11 protein-coding genes are annotated in these 17406 nt (G+C 70.2%); 4 read left to right on the top strand and 7 right to left on the bottom strand.

Features of this window, described 5'->3' with window-relative positions:
• Positions 1 to 97 precede the first annotated feature (97 nt).
• Positions 98 to 1402 (bottom strand): extracellular solute-binding protein, encoded by a 1305-nt coding sequence (locus ABZU53_RS16320; protein ID WP_355066567.1) that lies wholly within the window; start codon positions 1400 to 1402, stop codon positions 98 to 100.
• 42 nt (positions 1403 to 1444) lie between these two features.
• Positions 1445 to 3439, bottom strand: coding sequence for a DUF2264 domain-containing protein (locus ABZU53_RS16325; protein ID WP_355066568.1), 1995 nt, complete (start codon positions 3437 to 3439; stop codon positions 1445 to 1447).
• 468 nt (positions 3440 to 3907) lie between these two features.
• Here ABZU53_RS16325 and ABZU53_RS16330 point away from each other — a divergent pair, with 468 nt between their 5' ends.
• Together ABZU53_RS16330 and ABZU53_RS16335 are read left to right on the top strand one after the other, a co-directional pair.
• A complete protein-coding gene (locus ABZU53_RS16330) occupies positions 3908 to 5047 on the top strand; it encodes a substrate-binding domain-containing protein (RefSeq protein ID WP_354862152.1) in 1140 nt (379 codons plus the stop codon).
• Between the two features lie 521 nt (positions 5048 to 5568).
• Positions 5569 to 6981, top strand: coding sequence for a ricin-type beta-trefoil lectin domain protein (locus ABZU53_RS16335; RefSeq protein ID WP_355066569.1), 1413 nt, complete (start codon positions 5569 to 5571; stop codon positions 6979 to 6981).
• A 61-nt stretch (positions 6982 to 7042) separates the two neighbouring features.
• Here the strand turns inward: ABZU53_RS16335 and ABZU53_RS16340 are convergent, their stop codons facing one another.
• The 5 genes from ABZU53_RS16340 to ABZU53_RS16360 form a co-directional block, all read right to left on the bottom strand.
• Positions 7043 to 8056, bottom strand: coding sequence for a LacI family DNA-binding transcriptional regulator (locus ABZU53_RS16340; RefSeq protein ID WP_355066570.1), 1014 nt, complete (start codon positions 8054 to 8056; stop codon positions 7043 to 7045).
• Positions 8057 to 8132: 76 nt separating this feature from the next.
• Positions 8133 to 9860, bottom strand: a complete 1728-nt coding sequence (locus ABZU53_RS16345) for an IlvD/Edd family dehydratase (RefSeq protein ID WP_354857693.1) — start codon at positions 9858 to 9860, stop codon at positions 8133 to 8135.
• 49 nt (positions 9861 to 9909) lie between these two features.
• Entirely contained in the window at positions 9910 to 10077 is a 168-nt protein-coding gene (locus tag ABZU53_RS16350; protein ID WP_354857696.1) for a hypothetical protein, read from the bottom strand.
• Between the two features lie 133 nt (positions 10078 to 10210).
• Positions 10211 to 11728: an aldehyde dehydrogenase family protein gene (locus ABZU53_RS16355; protein ID WP_355066571.1), complete on the bottom strand. Its 1518-nt coding sequence runs from the start codon at positions 11726 to 11728 to the stop codon at positions 10211 to 10213.
• Positions 11725 to 12933 carry a fumarylacetoacetate hydrolase family protein gene (locus ABZU53_RS16360; RefSeq protein WP_354857700.1) on the bottom strand — a complete coding sequence of 403 codons (1209 nt, stop codon included), beginning with the start codon at positions 12931 to 12933 and terminating at the stop codon, positions 11725 to 11727. The genes ABZU53_RS16355 and ABZU53_RS16360 overlap by 4 nt, the downstream gene beginning before the upstream one ends.
• A 106-nt stretch (positions 12934 to 13039) precedes the next feature.
• Here ABZU53_RS16360 and ABZU53_RS16365 point away from each other — a divergent pair, with 106 nt between their 5' ends.
• Both ABZU53_RS16365 and ABZU53_RS16370 read left to right on the top strand, forming a co-directional pair.
• Positions 13040 to 13933 carry an IclR family transcriptional regulator gene (locus ABZU53_RS16365; RefSeq protein ID WP_355066572.1) on the top strand — a complete coding sequence of 298 codons (894 nt, stop codon included), beginning with the start codon at positions 13040 to 13042 and terminating at the stop codon, positions 13931 to 13933.
• A gap of 575 nt (positions 13934 to 14508) precedes the next feature.
• Positions 14509 to 17376, top strand: a complete 2868-nt coding sequence (locus ABZU53_RS16370) for a ricin-type beta-trefoil lectin domain protein (protein WP_354857704.1) — start codon at positions 14509 to 14511, stop codon at positions 17374 to 17376.
• Positions 17377 to 17406: the final 30 nt, after the last annotated feature.

Below are 17406 nucleotides of genomic sequence, written 5' to 3' on the forward strand. Positions count from 1 at the left end.
CTCGTGCGCGGCAATGTTGCCATAGGGAGTCTCCGGAAGCGTTCGGCATGGTGGCGGGACCGGCGTGCGACGGAGGCGCGCCGGACCCGCCAACAGCTCACTGGTTGAGGACCTCGTTCTTGGCACGGGTCTGCGCCTTGCTCAGCTCCGCGTCGACGCCCTTGCTGTCGGAGAGGATCGCCGAGTGCGTCTCGTTGAGGAGGTTCTGCAGGCCGGCGGTGTGCTTCGACACCGGGTTCTCCGGCTTGATGGTGTGCGTGGTGTAGGCGAACTTCGACAGGTCGTCCCGCGGTACGCCGTCCAGCCCGAACAGCGTCGCGGTGACCGCGTCGGTGACCTGGGCCGGGGTGATGCCGATCGCGGCCAGCGCCTTGCCGGCATCCGGGCCGGCCGCGTACTGGAGGAAGGCCTTGGTCGCGGCGGTCTTGGACTTGCTGATCTTCGGGTTGATCCCCAGGCCGGTCGGGTCACCGAAGGTGACAGGCGTGGCGGAGGTGCCGGTGGTGGACTTGTCGAACTGCGGCGCCGGAGCAATCCCCCACTGGAACGTGTCGGCGTCACCGCTCTGTCGCTGGTTGAGCAGCGTGGCCACGTACCAGGTGCCCATCAGCAGCATCGCCGACTGCTGCTTGCCGAACTGCGCCTGGTAGGTGAGTTTGTTGGTCTTCGCGGTGCCGAAGGTCGGCTGCGCGCCGGCCGCCTGCAGGTCCAGTGACCGCTCGTAGTACGGCTTCAGGTAGCCGAAGTCCCCGGAGAGCAGGTCCGCGTTGGGGGTCTGGGCGAGCGCGAATCCCTGCACTGTCGACTGGAAGGTGTGCTGGTACGCGCCGGTCGCGTTCGAGCCGGCCCCCTTCAGCCCGGTGTGCAGCCGCTTCGCCGCGTCGGTGTAGTCGTCCCAGGTCCAGCTGCCGTCCGGCGGCGCCACCTTCGCCTTTGCGAACAGGTCCTTGTTGTAGAACAGCACCCACGAGTCCTGCCGGTACGGCACCGCGTACGCCTTGCCGTCCACCTGGTACGACGAGAGCGCCGGCACCGAGTCGAGACCGGCGGTGACGTCGGAGACATCGAGCAGCTGTCCACCGCTCTGGTACGTGTAGAAGTTCTTGAGGTTCTTCATCACGTAGACGTCCGGGGCGGTGCCGGCGGCCAGGTCCGTGATCATCTGGGTGTCGTAGTCGTTGCCTGGGGCGTACTCCTTGAGCTCCACCGTCACGTTCGGGTGGGTCGCCTTGAAGCCGTCGGCGAGCGTCTTGAACTCGGGCGTGGACGACAGACTCCAGCCAGCTAGGGTGATCGTCACCGGGGCATTGGGGTCGACTGGCTCGTCTCCGCCGCCGCAACCGGCGAGAACAAGCGTCAGGGCCGTCGCAGCGCTGATGACGGCCGGTATCGCACGCTTCATCCCTCTCTCCTTAGGTCAAGGGGCCCGGACGGGCCCGCACTGCTACCAGGACGCCTGGGTGGGCCTGGCATGCTCGGTGTCCAGACGGGTCGACGTGCCGATCCCGTCGGGCCAGTCGACCGCCAGGTGGAGACCGCGGCCGTCCTCGTCGGCCACGGCCTGGCCTACCTGCCCCACCGTGGCTGCCGGCACCGCGGACAGCTCGATGAAGGCGGCGACCCAGTCGCCCGGCCGGACGGGGTGGTCCAGCCAGGGCACTACCAGCCCGCCGGCCAGGGGCCCGCCGTGCGCAAGGGCGGTGGCACCGGCCGTTCCGTCCCCGCGAACGCTGTCGAGCCTGCTGGTCAGGCCGGCCCCGGTCAGGGCCACCGCCCGTTCGCCAACGGTTGCCGTCGCATCCCCGGCAATGGCCCAGCCGCCGATCCGCAGCCGCAGCGCAGCCGCTTCGACGCCGTCGGCGAGGTCGTCGACGCGGGTCAGACGTAGTTCCCAGGGGCCACGGACCAGCGAATACACAGTGAGGTGCCCGGCCGGTCGGGACCGGCCCACGCGGCCGCCGCCGTGATCGCGCTGACCCGGATCCGGGTCGACCCAGTGGGCGAGGGCACGTGACCCGGCCACGCCCACGCCGTCGGTGTCGACGTGCACGGTCAGCAGGCGCATGCCGGCGCGGTGGGTGACCTGGCCCGCGTGGTCGACGAGAGTGACGGACTGGTCGAGCGGGCTGGCCCAGCCGCTGTCGTCGAGGACGGGGCTGGTGGCGGTGGAGTAGCCCAGTCGCGCGTAGAGCGGGGAATCTGAGACGGTGGCGCCCTCTACGGCGTGGTCGGTGCCGTGATTGATGACCCGGACGATGCCGTCGGCACGGGTGCCGGAAACCAGCCAGCCTGGCGCGTGCACCGCCCGCACCGCGTCCCGCTCCTCGACTGGCAGCGGCTCCTCGGAGGCCGTCCACACCGGATGTTCGGCGGGTAGCGCGATGCCGAGCAGGCCCTTGCTGGCCCAGTAGGGCGAGCCCGGTCCGGAGTACGACTGCGCCAGTCGCGGCCACGACCGGTGCCAGCCGAGGGTGAGCAGACCTCGTTCGTCCAGGGCCCCGTTGGCGACGAAGTGGCGCACGATGCGGGTGGCCGCGCGACGCAACTGGCCGAGGCTGACCGAGGGCACGCCGGCGATCGCGCCGACCCAGAACGGCGCCGCCGCGGCGAAGCGGTAGATCAGGCTTCGCCCCTGGATCAACGGTGACCCGTCGGCGCCCACGAGCGTGACCGCGTCGCCCAGGAAGCGGTCGAGGCTGGCCAGGTCCCGATCGCGGCGCTGCTCGGCCAGGTCCGCGGCGCCGGCCATTCGGGCCCACAGCGTCGGATACAGGTGCAGGGCCCAGCCCACATAGTGGTCGTACGCGCGGTGCGGCCCGTCGGACATCCAGCCGTCCCCGCGGGCGAAGCCGTCGTGCGTGCTCAGGTCCGCGGCCATCTCGTCGATCGAGTACGGCCCACCCACCGAACGCAGGAACGTCTGTACGACCAGCCGGAACCACACCCAGTTGATCTGTGGATACGTGTCGTCGCCGACCGCCGGGCGCAGGTAGTCGACTACCCGCTCGTGCACCGCGGACGGCATCCGGTCCCAGATCCACGGGCGGGTCATGTCCAGGACCAGCGCGATGGAGGCGGCTTCCACCTTCGCCTGGGGGTGTTCGTCCAAGCGCACCCAGCGGTCGGGGGAGCTCGGATCGGTGCCGGCGGCGATGCCGGCCGCGTACCGGTCGACGAGCTCGTCCATGCCCACTCCCCTGGCCCCCGCGATGCGGAAGCCGGCCAGGAGGAAAGTGCGGGCGAAACCCTCGAGGCCGTCGACGGCCCGCCCGTAACCGCCCTTTCGCCCGGGAAGACTGACGAGAGCGTGACCGGGCGACGCGAACGGCCGGACCGCGGCGAGCATCCGGTCGGCGAGGGCCAGCCAGTCGTCCCGGCTCCAGGTCGCGGCATCCGAGGCCGTCCCCGGCGTTGACCGGCCGGCCGTCCTGGACGTCATCCCAGATCCTGTCGCATCGATCCGTCTCCATGGAATGTGGCGAGCGGCGCGTTGCCCGGAATGTGACGCTCCGGCATCCGCAGTGTTTCCGAAGTAAAACGCTCACATCAGAGCAAGTCAATGCTGTTCTCAAACCAGACGAACACATACGATCAAAAGGACACACGCCGTCACCGGGATCGACGGCGGCCGGAGCTACCGATGCCTGCCCACAAAACGGTCACACACCCCCTAATCATCCGGTCGAAGACCGGACCTCCGGCCCGTGACCCGGTCGACCCCCGCCGCACAGCGGACTCAGCGACGCCAGCAACGCCACAACTGATCTGATACGATCAGAATCGCTCACAGCTGCTCGGTCGGCCCGAGGGCCATAGCCGTCGCGCGCAGCCGCGTTCAACCCGGTCGGCAAGCTCGTCGTCACGGCGCGATACCTTTCGCCGCACGAAGCGTTCCTCGGAGGTCCCCATGACCAAGGACAGTCCTGTCGTCGCCACGGCGGAGACTTCCCGCGCGCCGCTTCAGGTCGCCCGCCGCCAGCAACTGTTGGCAGCCCTGCAACGCGACGGCTCGATGCGCATCTCCGACCTGTCGCACGTGCTGGGCGCCGCGCCGGTCACCATCCGGCGCGACATCGCGGAGCTCGCCGCCGAAGGGTTGGTTCGCCGGGTCCACGGTGGAGTCGCTCTGATCCTGCCGGACGACGTCCCGGCAGCCGAGGAGCCGCCCGACGCTGGCCTGAACCCGCTCGTCGGGCGCGCGGTCGGCATGCTCGTGCCCTCATTGGACTACTACTGGCCGGACGTGGCGCGCGGTGTCGAGGGCGCCGCCCGCGAGCTGGACATGCGTGTGGTACTGCGCGGCTCCTCGTACGACACCGAGGACGACCAGCCGCAACTGGCACGCCTGGTGGGGCGGATGGACGTGGACGCGCTGATCATCGCGCCGAGCATGGACGCGCCGACCGCCGAGCGCACCATCGAGTGGCTCGACCAGGTCGGCGTCCCGGTCGTCCTGCTGGAACGCACCGCCACGGTAGGCAGCCATCACGCTGTCATGGAGTCGGTGGTCACCGACCATGCGCTCGGTGCCGCCATGGCCGTACGCCACCTCACCTCGCTCGGACACCGCAAGGTCGGCCTGGTACTCGACGCCAACAGCCCCACCAGTCAGCACGTGCGGCGTGGCTGGCTCGACGCCACGACCGAGTGCGACCTCGACTCGAACGCGACAGTGGTGGCCGTGGTACCCGACACACGGTCACCGGAGCGGGACACGGTGCTCGACAACGTGCTCGACCGGTGCCAGGCGACCGGGACGACGGCCCTGCTGGTGCACGCCGACGCCGAGGCGATCGCGCTGGTGCAACACTGCGAGGAGCGGCACCTGTCCGTTCCCGGCGACCTCTCCATCGTGGCGTACGACGACGAGGTCGCCGGGCTCTTCAGCCCGCCGCTGACCGCGGTCCGACCGCCGCGACGCTCGATCGGACGGGCTGCCGTGCGTCTCGTCGCCGACCGGCTCGCCGACCCCGACCGCCCCACCCACCGGATCGTCATCAGCCCATCGCTGCGGGTCCGGGGGTCGACCGCGCGGCCACCCGCGTAAGGGGGCTTCCAGTCCCCGCCTCGGGAACGTTCAGCCAGTCGAAGACGCGCCGCTCGGGTCAGGTCCCGAGCGGCGCGTCGCTGTGCGGTCGCGGTAGGAGACGGCCGCTGCTCGGCTGATCCGTAACAGGCCCGAAACTACCGGTTGAGAATCCTGGAACATTCTGCGAGCCTGAGAACCATCGATCGCTGTGAACGTTAACATGATCCACTCAGCTCTGGAGGCGCCGCACGCGACCGTCAGGCCCACCCCCAGAAAATCAGCAGGATTTCCCGGAACCGTCCCGCCGGGCGTACCCGATTCCGAACACCCACTACTTCCGGAACAGCCGCGATAGTTGCGGCTCTGGTCGTGTCGCTGCTGCCCAATCTCAGCTCCGGCGGCGACTACGGTCTGCTGCCGTACCGGCCGGGTCTGCTGACGCTGCAACGCTGACGATCGGACAGCGCCGGGGCGGGCAGGTTCGGCCCCCGACCGAACCCGCCCGCCCCGCACTCATCCACCACCAGGAGGTACCGACAGTGCGAGGACCCGCAGACCACCCCCCGCCCTCGGGCGACACCCATGCCGACCGAGTGTCCTTCCGGTCTCGCGGACGGCTGCTCAAGCTCGCCGCGGCCGGGATCGCCGCCGCGGTCGGGTTGTTCACCATGACTGTGGCGACCGGGTCGGCGTCGGCCGCCGACAACCCGTACCAGCGGGGCCCGGACCCCACGGCGGCCAGCGTCACCGCCGTGAACGGCCCCTTCGCCAACACCTCGGTCAGCGTCCCGACCGGGTACGGCTTCAACGGCGGCCGGATCTACTACCCGACCGACACGAGCCAGGGCACCTTCGGGGCCATCGCGATCTCGCCGGGTTACACCGCGTTGTTCTCCGCCGAGCTGGCCTGGATGGGACCGTGGCTGGCCTCCCACGGCTTCGTCGTGATCGGCATCGAGACCAACAGCCGCAACGACTTCGACACGGCCCGCGGCACCCAGTTGCTCGCCGCGCTGGACTACCTGACGCAGCAGAGCCCGGTACGCGACCGGGTCGACCCCAACCGGTTGGCGGTCGCCGGTCACTCCATGGGCGGCGGTGGCGCGCTGAGCGCGGCCAGCCGGCGCCCGTCGTTGAAGGCCGTGGTCGGCATCGCGCCCTACTCGCCGTCGTCGAACCTGGCCAACGACCGGGTGCCTACCATGATCTTCGCTGGGCAGGCGGACACGGTGGTCACCCCGTCCTACGCCACCGGCCTCTACAACAGCCTCCCGAGCACGACGGAGAGTGTCTACGTGGAGGTCGCCGGCGCGGACCATGGGTTCATGGTCGGACGGTCGAACCCGGTGATGGTCCGGACCATGCTGCCGTTCGTCAAGATGTTCCTCGACAACGACGCCCGGTACAGCCAGTTCCTCTGCCCGCTGCTGGACTCCAGCGGCGTGGTCACCTACCGCAGCACCTGCCCGCTGCTGCCGTCGACGCCGACCAGCCCGACGCCGACCACCACCCCGACGAGCACCCCGACACCGACCCCCACCACTCCGCCCACCACTCCGCCGCCGGGCTCGGCCAGCCAGATCATCGGCGCGCAGTCCGGTCGGTGCGTCGACGTACCGAACGCCTCCCGCACCAACGGCACCCGGGTGCAGCTCTACGACTGCAACCGGCAGACCAACCAGTCCTGGACCTACACGTCGGGCAAACAACTCCAGGTGTACGGCAGCATGTGCCTCGACGCGGCGGGCACCGGCAACGGCGCGGCCGTGCAGATCTACACCTGCCACAGCCAGACCAACCAGCAGTGGAACATCAACTCCAACGGCACCATCAGCAACGTCCAGTCCGGACGCTGCCTCGACGTCTGGAGCACCGCCAACGGCGCCCAGCTCCAGCTCTACGACTGCCACGGACAGACCAACCAGCAGTTCCGGCTCGCCGCCCTGGCGTAACCCCGCACCGGGCGGGCTCGGCGTCACGCCGGGCCCGCCCCGGCCATGCGGCGTCCGCGGCTCACGTACCAGTCGGCGGCGCCGTGCTCTCACGCACCACGAGCGTCGGGACGACCAACGGCAGGGGCTGCGGCGCCGTGTCGTCGATGGCCTGGGTGACGGCCGTGATGGCCCGTTGACCGACCGCGCCGAAGTCCTGCTGGATCGTGGTCAACGGCGGAATCAGGTACGCCGCCTCGGGGACGTCGTCGAATCCGACGACGGAGATGTCCTGTGGCACTCGCCGTCCACGCTCGTGCAGCGCGCGCAGCACACCGATGGCCATCTGGTCGTTGGCGGCGAAGACCGCTGTGGTCCCGGGCATCTCGCAGATCCGCAGCCCGGCGACGTAGCCGCTGTGGGCCATCCAGTCACCCTTGACCGGCTCGGGCGGGCGTAGGCCCGCCGCACTCATCGCCGCACGCCAGCCGTCGCGGCGGGCGCGGGCCTCCGCCCAGTTGAGCGGACCGGACACATGCACGATCTCGGTGTGCCCGAGGCCGAGCAGGTGGTCGGTCGCCATCCGGGCGCCGAGCACCTGGTCGACGCCGACGGTGACGCTGGCCCGGGACAGATCGCCCTCCACCACCACGAAGGGCACGCCGGATCGGGTCATCCGCACCACTTCGAGAGCCTCGTCGTTGCCGGCGATCATCACGACGCCCTCCACGCCGACGCGCATGAGGTGTTCGGTGGCGTCGCTGAGCGCCCGTACCGTCACCTCCGAAAGGCTCACCGAGGTGGCGAAGTAGCCGGCAGCTCGGGCGGCATCCTCGACGCTGCGGTGGATGCTCGTCGGACCGAACAGCGTCCTGGCCGTGCCGATGATGCCGATCATCCCGGAGCGTCCGCGCACCAGCGCGCGGGCGGCGGTGTTGGGGCGGTAGTCGAGCCGTCGGATGGCCTCGAGAACCCGCTCCCGCGTCTCGCGCCTGATGGCGGGCGCCCCGTTGATGACCCGGGACACCGTCTGGTGCGACACGCCCGCCAGGCGGGCGACGTCCGCCATCACCGGTAGCCGATGGGCGGCGGTCACCGCTTTTTCCGCGTGAACTCGCACTGGCGGGCCGTCCGTTCTTCCATGAGTCGCTTCCTCGTACGTTCCGGGGCCGTCAGTGTGAGTGACGGGGCACTCCGCTGCCACTGCCACCGACGAGGAAGTCGAGGTCCGCGCCGCTGTCGGCCTGGAGAACATGCTCGCTGTACAGCCGCGTCCAACCTCGGTCGGCCACCGGTTGTGGTGGTTCCCAGGCGGAACGGCGCTCGGCGAGTTCCGCGTCGTCGACCAGGAGGTCCAGGCGGCGCGTGGTGACGTCGACGCGGACCAGGTCGCCGGTGCGCACCAGCGCGAGAGGTCCGCCCACGGACGCCTCCGGCGCCACGTGCAGGACGCACGTGCCGTAGCCGGTGCCGCTCATGCGGGCGTCCGAGATCCGCACCATGTCCGTGATGCCGTCGGCGAGCAACCGGCGGGGCATGGGCACGTTGCCCACCTCCGGGAAGCCGGGGTAGCCGCGTGGTCCGGCATTGCGGACGACGATCACCGTGTCGGCTGTGACATCGAGGTCCGGGTCGTCGGCGGCGACGACGTACTCCTCGATCCGGTCGAAGACGAGCGCCGGGCCGGTGTGCGTGAGGAGGTGGGGGGAGGCGGCGGAGACCTTCAGCACCGCCCCGGACGGCGCCAGCGACCCGCGCAGCACGACGGTGCCCGAGCCGGCGGGCTGGAACGGCTCCTCCAGCGTGGCGATGACGTCCCGGTTCCAGCACTGGGCGCCGTCGACGTTCTCCGCCACGCTCCTGCCACTGACGGTGATGTGGTCCGTGTGCAGCAGCGGGGCGAGCTCCTTCATCACCACCGGAAGACCGCCCGCGTAGGCGAAGTCCTCCATCAGGTACGCCCCGGACGGCATGAGGTTGACGAGCAGGGGCACGTCGGCGGTGAGGGTGTCGAAGTCCTCCAACGACAGGGGCACGCCGAGGCGTCCGGCGATCGCGAGCAGGTGCACGACGGCGTTCGTGGAGCCACCGATCGCGGCGTTGACCCGGATCGCGTTCTCGAACGCCTCCCGGGTGAGCACCGAGGACAGCCGCTGGTCCTCGCCGACCATGGCGACGATCCGGCGCCCGGCGGCCTGCGCGAGCGCGTACCGCCGGGAGTCGACCGCCGGCACGGCGGCGGCCCCCGGCAGTTGTACGCCCAGCGCCTCGGTCACGCACGCCATCGTGGAGGCGGTGCCCATCGTCATACAGTGGCCCCGGCTGCGGGACATGCCGACCTCCGCCTCGGCGCAGTCGGCCGCGGTCATCCGGCCGGCCCGCATCTCCTCGGTGAAGCGCCAGACGACGGTGCCCGAGCCGATGTCCTGGCCGCGGAACTTGCCGTTGAGCATCGGGCCGCCGGTCATCATCAGCGTCGGCAGGTCGACGCTCGCCGCCCCCATCAGCAGGCCGGGAGTGGTCTTGTCGCAGCCGGAGAGCAGGACCACCCCGTCGAGCGGGTTGGCGCGGACCGACTCCTCCAACTCCATCGCCAGCAGGTTGCGGTAGAGCATGGTGGTGGGTCGCATGAGCGGCTCACCCAGGCTCATCGCCGGGAACTCCAGCGGCAGACCGCCGCTCTCCCACACGCCCCGCTTCACCGATTCGGCCAGGTCGCGCAGGTGAGCGTTGCAGGGCGTCAGCTCCGACCAGGTGGTGGCGATGCCGATCACCGGGCGGCCGTCGAAGACGTCGTCCGCGAAACCCTGGTTGCGCATCCAGGACCGATGGATGAACCCGTTACGGCCTTCCGCGCCGAACCACTGCCCGCTGCGCAGCGATCGATTCGTCGTCGACATCAGCACACCTTTCTGTTCATCCGCCCGGATAGCTGGTGGGAAGGGCGGCTTACCGGAGGCCGCCGACGGACAGTCCGCCGCGCCAGTGTCGTTGCAGACTGAAGATCCCCTGCCAGAGGCCGAGGCCGACGGTCACCGGGAAGAGCCGGTTGTCCGAGAGCATGGCCAGGGGCAGGAAGTAGGTGTTCCAGGACGCCACGGCCGACCGGAGCAGCACAGTGACCACCGCGGGGCGCATCAGGGGAACAGCGATCTAAATGAACGTCCGCACCTCCCCCGCGCCGTCAAGGAATTCGCGTGCCGGCCGCGGGTGACCCACAAAGGCACCCGAAGGAGACCGGCAGACGCCGTTAATCGGCCGCTGGCACCAACCTCCCGTCGACTCGCCGGGGAATGGCGGTGCACTCGTCGCGCAACTCCTCGGGAAGGACCCAGTCCGGGGCGTCCTGCCACGCCAGCGGGCGCAGGAAGCGTCGGATCGAGGTGGCGCCCACCGACGTGTGCACGGCGTTCGTCGACGGCCAGGGTCCACCGTGGTGCTGGGCCCACGACACCCGGACGCCGGTGGGATAGCCGTCGAAGACGATGCGACCCGCGCGGGCGGCGAGCGCGTCGACCAGCCGGCGTACGACGTCGACGTCGTCACCCGAGCCACGGTGGACGGAGCCAGTCAGCGACGGGGGTACGGCGTCCAGCGCGGCGTCGAGTTCGGCAGCGTCGTGATACCGGACCACGACCATGAGCGGACCGAAGCACTCGTCGGCGATCTCGGCGGTCAGCCCCGGCAGATCCACCTCCAGGAGCCTCGGCGCGGCGGTGAAGCCCGCGCCGGGGTCGACCTGGGCCCGTGCCGAGACCCGAGCACCGGCCCGCTCGAACTCCGTGGCCCGACTCTCGTACGCGTCCCGGATGCGCTCGTTGAGCAGGACCGTGTCGCCCGAGTTGGCGACCTTCTCCCGCAGGACGTCGACCAGCTGGTCACCACCCCGGTCCGCCGGGATGAACGCCAGGCCGGGCTTGGTGCACAGTTGACCGCCCGAGGCGGTGAAGGAGGCGAACAGACCCTCGGCGATCTGGTCACCCCGGTCGGCGGCCGCGGCGGGCAGGACGACGATCGGGTTCACGCTGCTCAGTTCGGCGTACAGGGGAATGGGGTCGGGCCGTTCGTCGATGGCCGCCTGGATGGCGCGGGCGGCGTTGACCGAGCCGGTCAGGGCGGCCGCGCGGATCGCGGGGTGACGCACCAGCGAGCGGCCCGCCTGCTCCCCGTACACGGTCGCGATGACACCCTCGGGCCCGCCCAGCTCGCGGACGGCCGAGGAGATCGCGGCGGCGGAGGCGTGCGACGTCAACGGGTGCGACGGGTGGGCCTTCAGGACCGCGGGGCAGCCGGCGGCCAGCGCGGCGGCCGTGTCACCGCCGGCGACCGAGAAGGCGAACGGGAAGTTGCTGGCGCCGAAGACGGCGACCGGCCCGAGGGGTACGAGCATCCGCCGCACGTCCGGGCCGCGTCCGAGCGGTGTGTCGGCGGCGTGGTCGATGGCCGCCTCGACGTACGCCCCGTCGCGCAGCACATCGCCGAACATCCGGAACTGGACCGCGGCCCGGGTGAGTTCCCCGTCGAGGCGCGCGTGGCTCAGCCCGGTCTCCGCCTCGGCGGCCGCGACCAGATCCACCCGGTGGGCCTGGAGGGACGCGGCGATCGCGTCCAGCAGCTCGGCCCGGCCACGCCTCCCGAGGTCGGCCAACCACCGCGTCGCCCGGGACGTCTGACCGGCGATCGTCTCCAGCCGAGACTCGTCGGTCTCGGTGAGATCCGTCGCGCGACGCTTGCCGTCGCGCGGATCGACCGTGATGACCACGTTCACAGCAGTCCTCTCCTTACCAGATTGCCCATGAGATCGCGGACGCCGAAGTGCCAGGGTTCGCACTCCTGGGCGTGCCGCACCCGGTTGACCAGGGTGCCGAGTGCCGGACAGCTGATCCGTACCACGTCGTCGACCTTGTGGGTGAAGCCCTCACCGGGGCGGTCCCGGTCCTGGATGGGCGCGAACATGGTGCCGAGCATCAGGGCGGCCCCATCGGGATAGTGGTGGTGCGGGCCGATCAACTGCCGCACCAACTCCTCCGGGGCGCGCGACATCCGGGTCATCTCCGAGACCGCCTCCAGCAGGAAGCCGTCCCCACCGTGGACCTCCAGGCGCACCTCGAGTTCGCGTACCCGCTCCATCCCGAACCGGTCGTCGAAGAGCCGGATCAGGGGGCCGAGCGCGCAGGAGGCGTTGTTGTCCTTCGCCAGCGGAAGCAGGAGCGCCGAGCGGCCCTCGATGTCGCGCAGGTTCACGTCGTTGCCGAGGGTGGCGCCGACGATCCGGCCGCTGGACTGGACGATGAGGGTGATCTCGGGTTCCGGGTTGTTCCAGGTCGACGCGGCGAGCACGCCGACCGGAACGCCGGTGCCGACGGCGGAGAGGATCTGCCCCTTGGTGAAGATCTCGGCGTCCGGGCCGATCCCCACCTCCAGGTACTGGCTCCACATGCCCTCGGCGACCAGCAGGCTCTTGAGCCGGTCCGCCTCGGCCGAGCCCGCCTCCAGGTTGTGCAGGTCGACACCGATGTCGGCGAACATCCGTTGCCGGATGTCCGCCGCGAGCGCCAGGTCTCCCCGTGCCCGCTCCTCGATGACGCGTTCGATCATCGAGATGGGGAAGGTCACGCCCGCGGCCTTGAGCGCCTGGAGGTCCACCGGGGCGAGCAGCCAGGGCCGGCCAGGGTCCCGGGTCGCGGCCGCCGTGTTGGCCAGGATCTCCCCGAAGTCGCCCACCCGCGCCCCGTCGAGCCCAGCCACGGTCGCGGCGGGGTCGGGCAGCTCGCAGATGTCCCGTACGGTCGGGAACCGGTGGCTGAGGTCGATGACCTCGCCGTTGCGGACGGCCACGGGCGTGGGGCCGTCGACGGACGGGTCCCAGATCCGGCCGATCAGAACAGCGTCCGCATCGTCCGGCAACGCCTCGGCGGCGGACCCGACCCAGTCCGCGCCGGCGGCGCCTGCGCGGGGCCGTGGGACCGTCATGAGCCGCTCTCCGCGATCCCGCCGGCGTGCGCGCGCTGCTTACCCATCGCTACTCCAGTGGCACGAGTTGGCATCGAGGGAATTAAATTGCAACGATCGTAGCGACATGTGCAACGGTGTCAAGAGGCGGTTGCGCATGACGCCAACTTCATTGCATATTGTGCAACGGCAGCGACGGTGCCGTACCGCCGCCCCGAGGGGAGACAGAGCCTTGGCGCAATCGATTCGCCGCGCGATCGACCTCATCCGTCGGTCGGCCGAGCACCCGCTGTCCCTTACCGAGGCTGCGGACGTGCTCGGCGTCCACAAGTCCACGGCCCTGCGGATCCTGCAGACACTGGAATCGGCGCGCTTCGTCCGCCGGACCGGGGCGGGCACCTACGTGCTCGGCAGTGGACTCATCGAGTTGTCCGAACTCGCACTGGGCTCGATGGACCTGCGCCAGCCCGCCGCCGCGCACCTCCGGGCGCTGCAACGCGACACCGGCCACACCGTGCACCTGGCACAGCTGACCGGCGACGAGATCATCTACATCGACAAGGTGGACAGTCCGGCGTTCGACGCCGTCAAGCTGCCCTCGCGGATCGGGCGCGCGGTGTCCATCTATGCGAGCGCGGTGGGAAAGACGATCCTGGCCTACCTACCTCGGGAGGAACGCGACCGTCTCCTCTCCCACGTCGTCTTCGAGAGATTCACCGCGACCACATTCACCGACCACGACGCCCTCGAAGCTGAACTCGCCCGCATCCACGAACGCGGCTGGGCCGTGGACAACGGCGAGCACGACGCCTACGTGATGTGCGTGGCCGCGCCGATCAGGGATTCGCGCGGTCAGGTCATCGCCGCCGCCTCGATCACGGCGATCGAGGTCATCGCAAGCCTCGACCAGCTGAAGAGCAACGTTCCGCTCCTTCTGGAGACCGCCAACCAGATCTCGTACGAACTCGGCTACCCGCGGCCCTCCGCGAACCCGGACGGTGACGGCCGGTCCACGACCTGACCGGGCGGTCACCGCAGTCCGGCGGTGTTTCAATCCTCCCTCCGCGGGATTGACCCTCGAAGATGGCCGATGTTAACTGCAAGTCAACGATGCAGGTCGATGTTCATCTCGCCGGAACCCGGCGCGTGACAACGATCCGCGCCATCTCACATCGCCCCCGTTTCGGCGGACGTGGGCAGACCGGGGCTCTCCCCGGGGTGTGAGACATCCGCACGACGATCCAGAGGAGATCGTGTCGATGACGATGACGACGCCGCTACGAATCGCGCTCGCTGTCCCGCTCGCCGCTGGTGTCGTCGCCGCCGAACCGGCCGGACCAGCCTCCACGGCAACCACGGACGCCGCTTTCGGCACCAGCACCGGGACGTGAACCGGCACGCGACCGGCCCCCGGGAACGTTCGACCTGATCGCCTTCTGACGGCGAGCTGGCGGGTCCGCGATGGGCCCGCCGGCCGGCGTCGCCCCATCGAGCCTGGCGTCGGCGGCCCGGCTTTGTCCATCCGCCCTGGCGTACGCGCACCCACCGGTGCGCGCGTGCCCGACCGTCCAGCCCACCCCGACCCCGGAGTACGCCATGCTCACACCACGTCCGCGCCTCACCGCGGCCGTTGTCCTGGCCATTCTCGCCAGCCTCCTGCCGATCCTGGTGGCGGTCACCGTCGCCGCACCGCCAGCGGCCGCGGCGCCACCCGCGACCACCCAGTTCGAGAAGGTCAAGCTCGACGGTGGGCTCTCCATGGGAGAGCCGATCGAACTGTCCGTCCTGCCCGACGCCAAGGTGCTCTACATCAACCGGGGCACCAGTTCCGGCGGCGGGCAGGTACGTCTCTACAACCCGGCCACCCGCACCACGACTGTCGCGCTGACCCTGCAACTGGACGCCCGATTCGAGGACGGCCTGATCGGCATCACCGCGCACCCGAGGTTCGCCACGAACCGCTGGGTGTACCTGTTCTACTCGCCGGCCACGACGCCGCTGGTCAACCGCATCTCGCGGTTCACCTTCAACCCGAGCACGCTGGTGCTCGACCCGGCGAGTGAGACCCGGCTGATCGAGTGGCCGACCGAGCGCCGGCTCTGCTGCCACTCGGCGGGCTCGATGACGTGGGACAGCAACGAGAACCTCTACTTCGCCGTCGGCGACAACACCAACTCCGGTGGAGACTCGGCGGGCATGGCGCCGATCGACGAGCGGACGAGCCGCGACGCCCAGTACGACGCGCAGCGGACCTCGGGCAACACCAACGACCTCCGCGGCAAGATCAACCGCATCCACCCGGAGGACAACGGCACGTACACCGTTCCGACGGGCAACCTCTTCGCCGCGGGCACCAGCGGCACCCGTGCGGAAATCTACGTGATGGGGGTGCGCAACCCGTACCGCCTGTGGGTGGACCGCAAGAGCAGCAACACGCTCTACTGGGGCGAGGTCGGGCCGGACGCCGGAGCGACGATCGCCAACCGCGGGCCGGCGGCGTACGACGAGTGGAACCGGGCCACCGCGCCGGGCAACCACGGATGGCCGTACTGCGGCGGCCCCAACGTCGCCTACAACGACTGGGACTTCGCCACCAACTCACCGCGCGGCTGGTTCCCGTGCGGTGGCAGCACCGGCCCGGTGAACAACTCGCCGCGCAACACAGGCCTTGCGCAGTTGCCGCCGACCCGGGGCGCGCTGGTCTGGGAGCAGCACGGCGGCAGCCGGGAGTGGCCGGCCCTGGACAGCCCGGGCGGCTGCGGCTCGCCCAACCACGCCGAGGTCTACCACTACGACCCCAACCTGGCCTCGGACGTGAAGTGGCCGCAGTACTACGACAACAAGCTGGTCATCACCGAGTACTGCCGTAACTGGATCAAGGAGGTCCAGTTCGACAACGGCAACGCGCGTACCGGCAACCCGACCGTCATCGAGCCGGTGCTGGCCGGCATGTCGTTCGTCCACCCGATCGACATGGAGTTCGGGCCGGACGGGTCTCTCTACCTGCTGGAGTACGGCAACGGCTACTTCTCCGGCGATGCCGCCGCCGGCCTCTACAAAATCAACTACGTCGCCGGTGGCCGGTCTCCGACCGCTGTCGCGTCGGCCACCCCGGACAACGGCCTGAGCCCGCTGACGGTCAGCTTCTCCAGCGCCGGCAGCACCGACCCGGACGGCGACCCGCTGACCTACGCGTGGGACTTCGACAGCAACGGCACCGTCGACTCCACCGCCGCGAACCCGACCTACACGTACGCCAGCAACGGCGACAAGCGCGCCCGGCTCACGGTCTCCGACGGCACCGGCCGGTCCGGCACCACCCAGGTGACCGTCGTCGTGGGCAACACCCGGCCCACCGTCGCCCTCAACGGCATTCCCAACGGCGGACTGTTCTCCTGGGACGAGAACCTGACCGCCACCGCCACCGCCGCCGACGCCCAGGACGGCACGATCCCCTGCGCGAACGTGACGATCCGGGCGGCCCTCGGCCACCAGGAGCACGCGCACGAGGAGGGCCAGGGCACCGGCTGCGGCTTCACCGTCAACACCGGACCGGTGCACGCCGGTCCGGACTCGGTGCTCTTCTTCCTGCTGCGGGCCGGTTACACCGACCGGGGCGCGGCCGGCACCGTGCCGCTCACCGCCGAGAAGGACGTCACCCTCTGGCCCAAGCAGTGGCAGGCCGAGCACTACGTCTCGTTGCACGGGCCCCAGGTCATCAACGCGGGAGGCGCCGAGGGCGGCCGGCGGCTCGGTGACATCCAGAACGGCGAGTACGTCCGGCACCACGCGGTGAGCCTCAAGGGCATCACCGGCATCCGGGCCCGGGTCTCCTCGGACAAGGCCGGCAACGTCGCCTCCTTCCGGTACGACTCACCGACCGGTCCCGAGATCGCCCGGGTCACCGTGCCCAACACCGGCGGCTGGGACAACTACACCGAGATCAGCGCGCCGGTCACCAGGCCCGACGACAACACCCACGACCTGTACGTCGTGTTCACCGGCGGCACTGGAGGAGCCCTGCTCGACCTGGACAGCTACACGTTCACCGGAGCCGGGGTGAGCACCCCGGCGAGCGGCCCCCGCACCGGCCCGATCCGGGGAATGGGCAAGTGCGTCGACGTCAACGCCGGCGCGACCGCCGACGGCACCAGCGTCCAGATGTGGGACTGCATCGCCGGCGCGACCAACCAGCAGTGGACGCTGCCCGGCGACGGCACCATCCGCAGCCTGGGCAAGTGCCTGGACGTGAAGTCCAGCGGCACCACCAACGGCACCCCGATCCACCTGTGGACCTGCAACGGCACCGGGGCCCAGCAGTGGGTGACCGGCACCGCGGGCAGTCTGCGCAATCCGCAGGCCAACCGGTGCCTCGACATCCCCGCCTCCACCCCCACCAACGGGCGGCAGCTGCAGATCTACGACTGCAACGGCACCTCCGCGCAGAACTGGACCCTGCCGTGACCCGTCCGCCCGCTCTCCCGCAAGGAGCCC

It is taken from the genome of Micromonospora sp. NPDC005194 (assembly GCF_040608335.1).
GTDB lineage: Bacteria > Actinomycetota > Actinomycetes > Mycobacteriales > Micromonosporaceae > Micromonospora.

Bases quoted from the DNA above. Each gene is read 5' to 3' on its own strand.
- ABZU53_RS16320 (WP_355066567.1), bottom strand. From the start codon at position 1,402: ATGAAGCGTGCGATACCGGCCGTCATCAGCGCTGCGACGGCCCTGACG.
- ABZU53_RS16325 (WP_355066568.1), bottom strand. From the start codon at position 3,439: ATGACGTCCAGGACGGCCGGCCGGTCAACGCCGGGGACGGCCTCGGAT.
- ABZU53_RS16330 (WP_354862152.1), top strand. From the start codon at position 3,908: ATGACCAAGGACAGTCCTGTCGTCGCCACGGCGGAGACTTCCCGCGCG.
- ABZU53_RS16345 (WP_354857693.1), bottom strand. From the start codon at position 9,860: ATGTCGACGACGAATCGATCGCTGCGCAGCGGGCAGTGGTTCGGCGCG.
- ABZU53_RS16360 (WP_354857700.1), bottom strand. From the start codon at position 12,933: ATGACGGTCCCACGGCCCCGCGCAGGCGCCGCCGGCGCGGACTGGGTC.
- ABZU53_RS16365 (WP_355066572.1), top strand. From the start codon at position 13,040: ATGTGCAACGGTGTCAAGAGGCGGTTGCGCATGACGCCAACTTCATTG.
- ABZU53_RS16370 (WP_354857704.1), top strand. From the start codon at position 14,509: ATGCTCACACCACGTCCGCGCCTCACCGCGGCCGTTGTCCTGGCCATT.